Source organism: Priestia sp. JNUCC 25 (genome assembly GCF_053667915.1).
The window spans coordinates 1,425,553-1,438,722 of the sequence record NZ_CM132211.1; the positions used below are offsets into that span (position 1 = coordinate 1,425,553).

Genomic DNA, 13,170 nt, shown 5'->3' on the forward strand with positions numbered 1-13,170 from the left:
TTGAATATTCAGTTATATACACACCGTTACTATTATGATAAAATAATTTATGGTGAAATAAGGAAAGTAAGGAGGAAAAACAATGAGAGAAGACATACAGAAAATTGAGAAACAGTTTTATGAATACATGAATAAAATCAAAAGTTATCACGAGGCAATCGGAGTGATGTACTGGGATTTGAGGACGGGTGCTCCAAAAAAAGGGGCGGATCAGCGTTCTGAAGTTATTGGCATGATGTCATCAGAAGCGTTCAATCTTTCTGTTTCTGATGACATGGCAGGTTTTATTGAGAAATTAACGACCCCTGAGTCACAGCCTTACATAAACGATATTACGAAAAAAGCAGTGGAAGAATGTAAAAAAGAATATGACTTAAATAAAAAGATTCCTCCGCATGAATATAAAGAATACGTTACATTAACTTCAAAAGCTGAGTCGGTTTGGGAAGACGCAAAAGAAAAAGCAGATTTTGCTTTATTTCAACCGTACCTCGAAAAAATTGTAGCTTTCAATCAGAAGTTTGTGGAGTATTGGGGGTATGAAGGAAACAAATATAACCGTTTATTAGACCTTTTTGAACCGGGGATGACGGTTGAAATCTTAGACGAGGTATTTGGAAAGCTACGGGAGCATATTGGGCCTCTTGTTCAGCGAATCGCCGGGTCGAATACAAAGCCAAATACGGAATTTTTATTCCGTACTTTCCCAAAAGAAGCGCAAAAGCAATTTAGTCTAGACGTGTTAAAAACGCTTGGCTACGATTTTGAAGCGGGGCGACTTGATGAAACAGTCCATCCTTTTGCTACTGGCTTAAACCCGGGAGATGTGCGCATTACGACTAAGTATGCTGAAAACGATTTCCGAACGGCTATTTTTGGAACGATTCACGAATGCGGCCATGCTTTATATGAGCAGAATATTTCAAAGGATCTTGTGGGTACGGTTCTATGTGAAGGTACTTCAATGGGAATTCATGAATCACAGTCGCTGTTTTTTGAGCAGTTTGTCGGGAAAAATAAAGCATTTTGGCAGCATCATTACGACGTACTAAAAAAGCATGCGCCGGGACAATTTGACGATGTAGATTTAGAAGATTTTTACCGAGGAGTAAATGAGGCGAAACCGTCGCTTATTCGTATTGAAGCAGATGAGTTAACGTATCCTCTTCATATTATGATTCGCTATGAGATTGAAAAAGGATTAATAAACGGAGAATATAAAGTTGCAGATTTACCGGAAATTTGGAATGAGAAATACGAAGAATATTTAGGAGTTCGTCCAAGTCACGATGGAGAAGGCGTGCTTCAGGATGTACACTGGGCCGGAGGAAGCTTTGGGTACTTCCCTTCCTACGCTCTTGGCTATATGTACGCAGCGCAGTTTAAGCATACCATGTTAAAAGACTTGCCCAATTATGATGAACTCCTCGAAAAAGGAGAAATTTCGCCGATCACAAATTGGCTAACAGAACATATTCATCAGTACGGAAAAATGAAAAAGCCTCTTGAAATTTTAAACGATGTAACGGGAGAAGGCTTAAATGTAGATTATTTAATTCAGTATCTAGAAAAGAAATATGGAGAAATTTATCACGTATAAAAGGCGCTATAAACGAATATTATGTTTTGTATCACAAGTAAATGTTCGAAAATATCGTTTTTAGATATTTTCAAATAAAAGATTTGCTGATATAATACAATTAACTCAATAACGCACTCATATAATGACGAGAATAAGGCTCGTAAGTATCTACCAAACTACCGTAAATAGTTTGACTATGGGTGAGCGATGAAGTTTGTTTTTCACTTTTGTGCGTAAAAGCTCAAAGACATTGCTCTACTCATATACGAGTGCAGCTATGTTTTTGAGCTTTTTTAATACAAACGTTGGAGGAACGAACTATGAAAGCTTTGCAAAACAAAATTTTAACAGATGGTATCGTATTATCGGACACGGTTTTAAAAGTAGACACATTTTTAAACCACCAAATGGATCCTGTATTAATGAAAGAAATTGGAGAAGAATTCGCTTCGCGTTTTGAAGATGCAGGAATTACGAAGATTTTAACGATTGAATCATCAGGAATTGCTCCAGCGATTATGACCGCATTGAAGCTAAACGTTGAGATGGTGTTTGCTAGAAAAAGAAAATCTTTAACACTTCAAGACGGACTCATTACATCAAAAGTATATTCATTTACAAAAAAAGAAGAAAATGAAATTTCAGTTGCTGATAAATTTATTCAAGAAGATGACGTGATTTTAATTATTGATGACTTTTTAGCAAACGGCCAAGCTGCATTCGGCTTGATGGATATCGTGCAAAAAGCAGGTGCTAAAGTAGGCGGCATTGGTATTGTTATTGAAAAAGCGTTCCAAGATGGAGGAAAACAAATTCGTCAATCAGGCGTTAAAGTAGAATCATTAGCACGCATTCAGTCTTTATCAAATGGTAAAGTGACATTTGTTGAAGATAAACCAACAGTGGAGGTTTAATATGAATAAAGGAAAAGTCTTTTCACTTGGTTTACAGCATGTTTTAGCTATGTACGGAGGTGCGATTGTTGTTCCGCTTATTGTTGGAGGAGCCATTGGCTTGACTCAGCAGCAGCTTACGTATTTAGTGGCGATTGACTTATTTATGTGCGGTGTGGCAACGCTACTGCAAGTATGGAAAAATCGTTTTTTTGGAATTGGTCTTCCAGTTGTATTAGGGTGTACGTTTACTGCCGTAGGACCTATGATTTCAATTGGAGGTTCTTACGGCGTTTCCTCCATATATGGTTCTATTATCGTCGCTGGTTTACTCATCGTCCTTCTTTCTGCTTTTTTAGGTAAATTGGTTAAGTTTTTCCCTCCTTTAGTTACAGGTTCGGTTGTAACGATTATTGGAATTACGTTAATTCCCGTAGCGATAAAAGATTTAGCCGGAGGAGAAGGAAGTAAAGATTTTGGGAGCTTGAGCAATTTAGGTTTAGGTTTTGGCGTTTTACTATTGATTATTGTTCTGTATCGATTTACAAAAGGGTTTATGCGCTCGGTCTCTGTCTTATTAGGATTAGTTGTTGGAACAATTGCTGCGTCTTTTATGGGGAAAGTTGATTTTTCCGGCGTAAAAGAAGAAGCGTGGGTTCATATGCCACATGTGCTGTACTTTGGGATGCCAACTTTTAATATTATGGCCATTCTGACAATGTTCCTTGTTTTACTTGTTGGCATTGTCGAGTCAACAGGCGTTTATTTTGCCGTTAGTGATATTTGTAAAAAAGAAGTGGATGAAAAAGATTTATCTAAAGGCTATCGTGCAGAAGGATTGGCGATTTTATTAGGCGGATTTTTTAACGCATTTCCTTATACAGCGTATTCTCAAAATGTAGGCCTTTTACAGTTGTCAGGTGTTCGCACAAGAAATGTTGTATTTGCAGCGAGTGGAATTTTAATCATTTTGGGTTTCCTACCTAAAATCGCAGCCGTGACGACAGTTATCCCGAGCTCTGTACTTGGAGGAGCAATGGTAGCTATGTTTGGAATGGTAATCTCTTCAGGTATTAAAATCCTTAGTCAAGTTGATTTAGCAAAACAAGAAAACCTTCTTGTGATTGCATGTTCGGTTGGCATGGGTCTAGGGGTGACGGTTGTACCTGAACTCTTCAAAAACTTACCAGAGAGTCTTCAAGTTCTTACTGGAAGCGGTATTGTAATGGGGAGTTTTACAGCAATCTTTTTAAACATTGTCTTTAATATGATGAAATCACCACGTGCGCAAGTTGCAGAAACAAAGTTAACAAATGAAGTAGTATCGAAATAAAAAGAGGCTAGAACAAAAGTATTTTAGTTGAAAAGATCCGAACGATTAATCGTTCGGATCTTTTCATTGTCATGGTGCAACAAGTGATCCATAGTAGATCATTCATCTAATTTGTTTGTCTTTCCTATTAAGATCGTGTTTTGAAAAACAGCGTATAAAGCATTTTTCCCACGTCAGGGTTTTTTGCCACTAATGAAATTTCTCTTTTGAATTTGAAGTCTGTGATGGGTAAAGCTTTAATGTTTGAGCTTTGTAAATGGCGCATAAAAATTTCAGGTAGAATTGAAATACCTAAATTAGCTGAAATAAATCCCATAATGCTTTGAGCAAATTCAATTTCATTGGCAATGGGAATCTTTAAGTTATGACGATTGTACGCTTTTTCTACTAGTGTCCGAACATCGCACCCTGGGGGGAGAACTACAATGGGTTCTTCTTTGAAATCTTCAAATGATACGCTTTCTTTTTCGGCTAACGGGTGCTGATCATTCACAAATAAATAAAAGTCTTCTTTGAACAATAGTTTTGACCAGTAAGTATGTTGAATCTCTCGATCATCAAATAAAGCCCCGTCAATTTTATTGCTTTCTAACTGCTCTAACAAATCATAATAGTGATGCGAGGTTTTTATATCAATATGGCGATTGTGGTCTTCAGCAGAAGCCAGTTGATAAGGTAAGTAAAAAGCAGCCATACTCTGCCACGTTCCGATAGTTAAATCACAAGCTTCTTGCGTAGCCACTAATTTTTTTTGAAGAGCATGAACGCTTGATAGTATGGATTCACCTTCCTGTAAAAGAATTTCACCTGCTGAGGTTAATTCTACTCCTGTAGCGGAGCGAATAAATAATGTTACTCCTAAATCTTCTTCTAGTTTTCTCATTTGCTTACTAAGTGCAGGCTGCGTCATATGCAGCTGTTCGCTTGCTTTGCTTAAGCTTTTTGTTTTGGCTGTTTCAATAAAAGACTTAAGCCATTCTGTTTTCATATTTATCACCTATAACCTTTTGTTATACCCATAGTATAGAAGGGAAGTTCTCATAAATCAATGAAGATGCTAGTGTATATAGTGTAGTTAACACAGCACAAAGAAATTCACACAACTAGGAGGATGAATGATGTATCCAAACAAACTATATATTAACGGTGAATGGACAACAACTGAAGAGAAAATTGATGTGATTAATCCAGCAACAAAAGAAGTTATAGGACAAATTCCAAAGGCAGGCGCAAAGGAAGCAGCACTTGCCGCTGATGCAGCGGCTGCAGCTTTTAAAACATGGTCGAAAAGAACCGCTCAAGAGCGCAGTGCTATTTTAATGAGATGGCATCAACTAATTGAAAATCATAAAGATGGACTAGCAGAAATTATGACAACGGAACAAGGCAAACCATTTGCAGAAGCAAAAGGTGAAGTGCAGTATGGGAATGATTATATTGCTTGGTTTGCTGAAGAAGGAAAGCGTGTATACGGTGAAACGATTCCAGCTCATCATACGCATAAACGTATTACGGTTAAAAAACAGCCTGTCGGCGTTGTAGCAGCTATTACACCATGGAACTTCCCTGCAGCAATGATTACGCGTAAAGTGGCCCCAGCTCTTGCAGCAGGATGTACAATTGTTCTCAAACCATCTGAAGAAACACCATTTACAGCATTTCGTTTAGTAGAGCTCGCAGAAGAAGCGGGAGTTCCAAAAGGTGTGATCAATGTTGTTACTGGAGATGCAGCAGCTATTGGCGACACATGGCAAAAAGACGGACGCATCCGAAAATTAACATTTACTGGTTCAACAGCGGTTGGTAAACATTTAATGCGCGGTGCTGCGGATACTGTGAAAAAATTATCGCTGGAATTAGGCGGTCACGCACCGTTTATCGTAACAGAAAATGCAGATTTAGACGCTGCTGTAAACGGCGTAATTGCTTCTAAGTTTGTCAACGCAGGTCAAACGTGCATCTGCACAAACCGCGTATATGTACAAGAATCCATTGCAGATGCTTTTGTTGAAAAATTTGCAGCAAAAGCGGCGGAATTAACAGTAGGAAATGGATTAGAAGAAGGTACACAAGTTGGACCGTTAATTAACGACAAAGCGGTTGAGAAAGTAAAAGCACAAATTGCGGATGCAAAAAGTAAAGGAGCTAAAGTTGTGGTTGGCGGACAAGCTATAACAACTAAAAACGGTTTCTTTATGGAACCGACAATTATTACAAATGTAACTGATGACATGAATTGCATGTTTGAAGAAACGTTTGGACCATTGGCACCTGTAGCAACATTCAAAACAGTAGAAGAAGCCGTAGAACGAGCAAACAATAGCCCTTATGGTTTAGCCGCTTACGTATTTACAGAAAACATTAAAGAAGCAACGTTTGTATCTGAAGAGTTAGAATACGGCATTGTAGGAGTAAATGACGCCTCCCCATCTGCAGCTCAAGCTCCATTCGGCGGCTTTAAAGAAAGTGGTCTTGGACGTGAAGGAAGTCATTACGGCATTGAAGATTATTTAGAAGTGAAATATATCTCAATGGGACTTTAATAAAAAGTAGAGGCTGGGACAAAAATATTTTATTCGAAGTGAAATACGAACTAGCAACTAATAATCAAAATTATTGGTTGTTAGTTCGTATTTTTTTGTTGTTAAGATGGACGTAGCTTTCATGTGTTTCGTTGTGTCCCAGCCTTTTTTTATGAACTTTTGTAAAGAAAATTTGGAATAATAGTTCTTTAACGCAATTAATTGCATTTCTAGGATGTCTGTGCAAGAATAAATATTTCAAAAATGGTTTAGCTTTGTTTAAAGCGTGGGTAATACAACAAATGCACATGATTGCTTGTTAGATGAAATGAAAAGCGGAACTTTACCACTGATAAATTACGCAAGCTAGAACCAAAATAGTAGTACTGAATAGTGAAAAATATAGGAGTTGATATAGATGATTACAGCAGAGAAAAACATAGTGAAATTTAAAGCAAAAGACGGACGTGAAGTCACTATTCGCCCCGCACAGGCAAGTGATGCGGAGCATATTACAACAGCGGTAAGAGAAATTATTGAGGCTGGGGAATTTATTCAAAAAGATGAGCCGCGCACAGTCCAAGAAGAGCAAGATTTTATTGCATCAGTAGAAAAGAACAATCACATGTACGTTGTAGCTGAAGTCGAAGGTGAAGTGCTTGGAATTGCACGTGTTCTTAGAGGCGAAATTAAAATGAAGCGCCACACGGGGCTCTTCCGTACATGGCTTATTTCAAAAGCACAGGGAATGGGGATAGGAAAACAATTTATGAATTATACACTAAACTGGTGCAAAGAAAATAATCTTCATAAACTTTCTTTAACTGTGTTTGCTTCGAATAAAGTGGCATACGAATTGTATAAAAAGGTAGGATTTGAACAAGAAGGCGTTATGAAAGAACAAGCTTATTTCAACAATGAATATGTAGATGAAATCTATATGTCCATTTTCTTTTCATAAAAAATAAGCACTTATTTTCGTCAATCCATAAATTGTATCTGTACATTCAGATTATTTGCGCTATAATAAAAGTGCACAACAAACATACACTTCTTCAAAACGTAGACTTTCCTGAGTTACAGGAAAGTTTTTTTGTGTTTCGCCTCCATTCCACTAAAAAAGAATTGAATAAATCCCCAGCTATTACAAATATTAAATGTAACGCAATCAAAGAGGTGAAGTGTATGCCAAAGATTATCTCAGTTGGATTTGGAGTTCCCCCTTATGAATTAACTCAGCAAGACACGCTGCTATTTGCAAAAGAACTTTTTTCCGAATCGTTTAAAGATATTAATCGTCTGCTAACCGTTTTTCAAAATGGCCAAATTGAGAAACGTAATTTTGCCAAAGACTTATCTTGGTTTCAAGAAGATCATACATTCGAAGAAAAAAATGATGCTTTTATAGAATCTGCTGTTGAATTAGGTACAAAAGCAATTGAAGACTGCTTAACAAATAAGAACTATGTAAGTACCCCTTTGCCGTGTGGAGAAATTGAGGCTATTTTTTATGTTTCAACAAGCGGCTTAGCTACGCCTAGCATTGAAGCGCGAATTATGAATAAGCTTGCGTTCTCAGACCATACAAAAAGAATTCCTATTTGGGGATTAGGGTGTGCTGGAGGAGCGTCTGGGCTTTCAAGAGCTTATGAGTATTGCAAAGCCTTTCCGCGTGCCAAAGTCCTTGTTTTATCCATTGAGCTTTGCAGTTTAACTTTTCAGCGAAATGATCGTTCAAAAAGCAACTTAATCGGTACATCTTTATTTGCTGATGGAGTAGCGGCTGCTTTAGTCGCAGGTGACGAAGCTGACACCACTTTTGCCCTTGCAAAAAGCTATCCTTACATTTTACATACACAATCGACGCTCATGCCCAATTCAGAAGATGTAATGGGGTGGGAGATTAAAAATGATGGACTATTTGTTGTCTTTTCAAAAGATATTCCCACGATTATCGATTCGTGGTTAGGCGGAGAAGTTGAGTCATTTTTACAAACACAGCATTTGACCAGTCGCGATTTGAAGCATTTTGTTGCTCATCCTGGAGGAAAAAAAGTGCTTGAAGCATATGTATCAACGCTGTCGTTAAACGAAAATATGATTGCTGATTCCCTAGATGTACTTAAAAACCATGGAAACATGTCTTCGGCAACCGTTTTGTATGTGCTAGACCGCTTTATGAAGAAAGAAATTTCGAGTAAAGAATACGGTTTATTAACAGCTCTTGGCCCTGGATTTAGTTCTGAAATGCTTCTATTAGAGTGGAGGTAAAGCGATTGTTTTTTTATAGCTTTTTTGTATTTATTATCTTACAGCGTCTATGTGAATTGGTTATTGCCAAAAGAAATGAAGCTTGGATGAAGAAGCAGGGAGCATACGAAGCTGGTCAAAGTCACTACAAATGGATGGTAAGCATGCATGCCGCTTTTTTTGCTGCTCTTTTTACGGAAGTGTATGTGTTAAACGATGGAATGTATCACTTTTCTTTTTTGTTGTTTAGCTTTTTTGTGCTTGTGCAACTTGCAAGAATATGGGCTATTTCTTCGTTAGGAAAGTATTGGAATACCAAAATTATCGTTTTGCCTAATGCGAAGGTTGTGCTAAGAGGTCCTTATCGTTTTATGAAGCACCCTAACTATGCAGTAGTAGCGGCAGAATTGGTGTTAGTTCCGCTTATGTTTCAGGCATACTGGACGTTAGCTATTTTTTCTGTTTTCAATTTGTGTATATTAGCCGTCAGAATTCCCTTAGAAGAGCAAGCGTTAACGAATGAAACAAATTACGGCGAAGTGATGCAAAACAGGGGACGTTTCTTTCCTGTAAAAAAATCTTAAAACTAATTGAAAATGATTATCTTTCATGATAAGATAAAACAAATGATAAAGATTATCAATTTCATCAAGTAGAAACGGTGGTGGACGTAATGGTTAGTCTTTTTGTGATCGGAGCACTTGCTACATATGTTGGCGTCACAACGTATGTAATGAAAAATATTGAAAAAGCCCAAAAGGCGTAACATACATGCGATGAATAAAAAGTACGATGCAAAGCTGTCAAATTATTGACAGCTTTTTTTATTGTTTTTGTAACTAAAAATTCAGTTTTTTATGGGAAAACGCATGCGAATCAAGTAAAATAGAGAAAGAATAAGCAGAAATGAATATGGATAGAGAACATTTAAATACAGTCTTGAATGAGGCAAAAGGGGTAGAGTAATAATGGGTAAAGTGAGTGTGAAACATCAAGAAAATCTCCGATTGGAAGCATCTCTTTTTCATTTACATAAGCAATTTCAAGCAGCTGGAGATGAACAGCAGGCAGCAAAAGCAATACAGCTGTTAAAAAAGTGGGTGAACGGCGAATTTGTTGTAGCATTTTGCGGACATTTTTCGGCTGGAAAATCGAGCATGATTAACGAATTAATGGGGCAAGCAATTTTGCCTGCAAGTCCTATTCCAACAAGTGCAAACTTAGTATCAGTAAAAGCTGGGGATGAGCATGCAACCGTTTATTACCGCAAACAGCGGCCGGTGCGTTATGAAGCGCCTTATGAGTATGAGCAAATTAAGCAGTTTGCTGTGGATGGAGATGAAGTAGAGTCCATTCATTTATCGATAGATACAGATGCTATTCCTAAAAGTGTTGTGGTGATGGACACACCGGGAATTGATTCAACAGATGATGCGCATCGTGTATCGACCGAGTCAGCTCTTCACTTAGCGGACGTTATTTTCTACGTGATGGATTATAATCATGTGCAGGCAGAATTAAATCTTCAATTTGCAAAACAGCTGCAAGAAGCTAATAAAACGCTTTATTTAATTGTAAATCAAATCGATAAACACCAAGAAGATCAGCTAACATTTCAAGCATTTAAAGAATCTGTAGAAACGTCATTTTTAAAGTGGAATGTGAGACCAGAAGGAATCTTCTATACGTCGTTAAAAGAGCCAACAAACCGTCATAATGACCTTTCGTACGTAAAATCTCTATTACTTGCTATGATGACGGAAAAAGAAAACCGACATCAGCATATTCAACATGCGATGCAAATGTTAATTGACGATCACCTTGCCTTTATTGAGGACCAAGAAGAAGAAAAGTTAACGATTCATGACGAGCTGCGCCATAAGCTGACGCTTGAGAACCATGAAATGAATAAGCAGCAAAAAGAGCAGCTTCTCGAAAAAGAAGCGGAAATGAGGCGTGCTGAAAAGCAGCTAGCAGAAACGTACCAACAAGAAACAGGTAAGATACTAAGCAACGCCAATTTAACACCATATGAAATGAGAGAAAAAGCTAGGCTGTTTTTAGAAACGACAAAGCCTGATTTTAAAGTAGGTCTTTTATTTGCTAAGAAAAAGACCGAGGAAGTAAAAAAAGAGCGGCTGACGTTATTTTTTGATGATATGAAAGAACGAGCAGCTTCTCAGCTGCAGTGGCACTTGCAGCAATATGTGCAAGAGCTGGTGAAAAATCAAAATCTTACCGACCCGGATCTTATACGCCAGGTTCAGCAGTTTGAAATCCCGTTAGAGCCGCATGATTTAATTGAAACGGTAAAGGCAGGAGCTACGATTAATGGTGATTATGTTTTAACGTACGCAAAAGATGTAGCCGATCATATTAAGAAAAAAGCGACGCGATTATTATACGAGCTTTATGCGCAAATCGAACAGAGCAAAATCGAGCAAGATGAAGTAATGCGTGAAAAAATTTATCAACACTTGCAGGAATGTGAAGTATTTGAAGAAGCGTATACATCTCTTCAGGAAATGAAAGCAAAATTGGCACGTACAAAAGCTTTGCTTCAATCTTTACAGCAAACTGATGACGACCTAACGGCAGAAGATACAAACGAGTTGTCATATATGTTACAAGAAGAATATGAAACGGGCATCATGAAAGCTGAAGAAAAGCAAGAAGCTGTGAGTGAGCAGCAGTTAGTTTCACAGTCTGAGGAAGCTGTGCATAAAACAGGAACAGAAAAGGTTCTTCAAGATGTATCAGCTGTTCTCGAACAGCTTCGTTCATTTGGAAAGCTAGACCGCTTTATTAACAGGCTTCAAGAAAAGCGTAAAAAGCTATCAAATCAAACGTTTACCGTAGCTTTATTCGGAGCATTCAGTGCCGGTAAGTCATCTTTTGCTAATGCGTTGATTGGAGAAAGATTACTTCCAGTATCTCCGAATCCAACAACAGCAACCATCAATAAAATTATGCCTCCAACAGAAAAACGGCCGCATAAAACAGCTGTTGTGCAAATGAAAACAAACGAGCAGATGATCCAAGATTTAAATGGTGCACTTAAGCTGTTTCATCATGAAGTAGAATCAATTGACGAAGCGCTAACAATTATTCCAACCCTGCAGGCAACAGAAGAGCTGCAGCTGCATTTGTCGTTTTTACAGGCAGTAGAAAAAGGCTACGGCGAAGTCAAGCAGCATATCGGTTCAGAAGTAGTAGTGGATACAGAAGGATTTCATGATTATGTAGCCAAAGAAGAAAAAGCGTGTTTTGTTCAATTTATTAACCTGTATTATGACTGTGAATTTACTCGCTTAGGCATTACGCTCGTTGATACACCCGGAGCTGATTCAATCAATGCGAGACACACGGGAGTAGCGTTTGAGTATATCAAAAATGCAGATGCCATTTTATTTGTAACGTATTATAATCATGCGTTTTCAAAAGCTGACCGCGAATTTCTTATTCAGCTTGGCCGTGTAAAAGATGTATTTGCGCTTGATAAAATGTTTTTCTTAGTAAATGCAGCGGACCTAGCCAGTTCGGATACAGAGCTGCAGTTAGTTCAGACGTACGTAAAAGAGCAGCTTGAACAGTACGGTATACGCTTTCCGCGCTTATACCCGGTATCAAGCTTGCAGGCTTTGCAAAACCACGAGGATAAAATGTTTCTGCCATTCAAAAATGCGTTTTACCGCTTCATAAATTATGAATTACCAGAGCTGGCTATCCAAAGTGTTTATGCAGATTTCGAACAAATTTTAGCAGTTGCCAATGAAATGAAACAGGTGCAAACAAAATCAGAAGTGGATAAAAAGCGATACATTCAATCTCTTCACATAAAAAATGAGCAGGTAGCAGCAAAACTGCATGAAATTCATTTTGAATATGAACAACAGCAGTTTGACCGAGAATTAGAAGAGCTTTTATTTTATGTAAAAAAACGTCTGTTTGTGAGGTACGATGACTTCTTTAAAGAAGCCTTCAGTCCGGCAAACTTAAGGGATGATCGAGGTGAAAAGCAAAAGCAGCTGCGCCTGTGTTTGCAGGAGCTGTTAACGTCTATTTCCTTCGACGCAACGCAAGAAGTGCGTGCGACCACTTTGCGAATCGAAAAATACATCGTAAAATTAATCGAAGACTGGCATCGAATGATCATTACAAAGCTACAGCGCTATGAACCGACGTTTACTCCAACGTTGAACTCGTTAGAGCCTCCAAATGGCAGTGAAGTTGTGACAAGTCATCAATTTGATGAGAATGAATCGTATCAAAAAGAGCTTTCACTGTATAAAAACAATAAAAGCTTTTTTGAAAAAAATGAGAAAGTAAAGCTTCACGCTGCTTTACTAGAACGTATTAAGCCGGATGTTAATCACTACATTGCGAAAGAAGAAGCCGCTCTTCATTCACACTATACCCATTTAGTGAATCAGTACGTTTTAGCGCATAAACAGTCTGTATCTGAAGAATGGTATGATTATTACAAACAGCTGCAAGCGGCCGTGTCTGAAGAATTTCCAATTCAAGAGTTGGTAAGTACAATGACGGTGCTAGAACATGTATTGGAGGAAAGAAAGGGTCATTAATTTT

Annotated in this window: 9 protein-coding genes and 1 riboswitch; of the genes, 8 read left to right on the forward strand and 1 reads right to left on the reverse strand. The window is 38.0% G+C overall.

Annotation, left to right across the window (positions count from 1 at the left end):
- The first annotated feature begins 82 nt into the window (after positions 1-82).
- From JNUCC25_RS07295 to JNUCC25_RS07305, 3 genes are all read left to right on the forward strand, one after another.
- Positions 83-1,600: a carboxypeptidase M32 gene (locus JNUCC25_RS07295; RefSeq protein ID WP_029325146.1), complete on the forward strand. Its 1,518-nt coding sequence runs from the start codon at positions 83-85 to the stop codon at positions 1,598-1,600.
- Positions 1,601-1,697: 97 nt separating this feature from the next.
- Positions 1,698-1,799, forward strand: a riboswitch (purine riboswitch).
- A 103-nt stretch (positions 1,800-1,902) separates the two neighbouring features.
- Complete coding sequence (locus JNUCC25_RS07300; RefSeq protein ID WP_013056157.1) at positions 1,903-2,496, forward strand: xanthine phosphoribosyltransferase; 594 nt, start codon at positions 1,903-1,905, stop codon at positions 2,494-2,496.
- Position 2,497: 1 nt separating this feature from the next.
- Positions 2,498-3,808 (forward strand): nucleobase:cation symporter-2 family protein, encoded by a 1,311-nt coding sequence (locus tag JNUCC25_RS07305; RefSeq protein WP_029325147.1) that lies wholly within the window; start codon positions 2,498-2,500, stop codon positions 3,806-3,808.
- 127 nt (positions 3,809-3,935) lie between these two features.
- Here JNUCC25_RS07305 and JNUCC25_RS07310 read toward each other — a convergent pair whose 3' ends face one another.
- Positions 3,936-4,796, reverse strand: a complete 861-nt coding sequence (locus tag JNUCC25_RS07310; protein ID WP_029324148.1) for a LysR family transcriptional regulator — start codon at positions 4,794-4,796, stop codon at positions 3,936-3,938.
- A 130-nt stretch (positions 4,797-4,926) separates the two neighbouring features.
- On the opposite strand from JNUCC25_RS07310, the gene JNUCC25_RS07315 reads away from it, so the two are divergent.
- The 5 genes from JNUCC25_RS07315 to JNUCC25_RS07335 all read left to right on the forward strand — a co-directional run bounded on the left by JNUCC25_RS07315 (position 4,927) and on the right by JNUCC25_RS07335 (position 13,166).
- On the forward strand, positions 4,927-6,351 hold the full coding sequence (locus tag JNUCC25_RS07315) for an NAD-dependent succinate-semialdehyde dehydrogenase (protein WP_029324149.1): 1,425 nt from the start codon (positions 4,927-4,929) through the stop codon (positions 6,349-6,351).
- Between the two features lie 397 nt (positions 6,352-6,748).
- On the forward strand, positions 6,749-7,291 hold the full coding sequence (locus JNUCC25_RS07320; protein ID WP_013056162.1) for a GNAT family N-acetyltransferase: 543 nt from the start codon (positions 6,749-6,751) through the stop codon (positions 7,289-7,291).
- Positions 7,292-7,515: 224 nt separating this feature from the next.
- The gene (locus tag JNUCC25_RS07325; RefSeq protein WP_013056163.1) at positions 7,516-8,601 is read left to right on the forward strand and encodes a type III polyketide synthase; all 1,086 of its coding nucleotides are present in this window, start codon (positions 7,516-7,518) and stop codon (positions 8,599-8,601) included.
- A 5-nt stretch (positions 8,602-8,606) separates the two neighbouring features.
- Positions 8,607-9,164, forward strand: a complete 558-nt coding sequence (locus tag JNUCC25_RS07330) for an isoprenylcysteine carboxyl methyltransferase family protein (protein ID WP_013056164.1) — start codon at positions 8,607-8,609, stop codon at positions 9,162-9,164.
- 384 nt (positions 9,165-9,548) lie between these two features.
- The gene (locus JNUCC25_RS07335; protein WP_078081627.1) at positions 9,549-13,166 is read left to right on the forward strand and encodes a dynamin family protein; all 3,618 of its coding nucleotides are present in this window, start codon (positions 9,549-9,551) and stop codon (positions 13,164-13,166) included.
- Positions 13,167-13,170 lie beyond the last annotated feature (4 nt).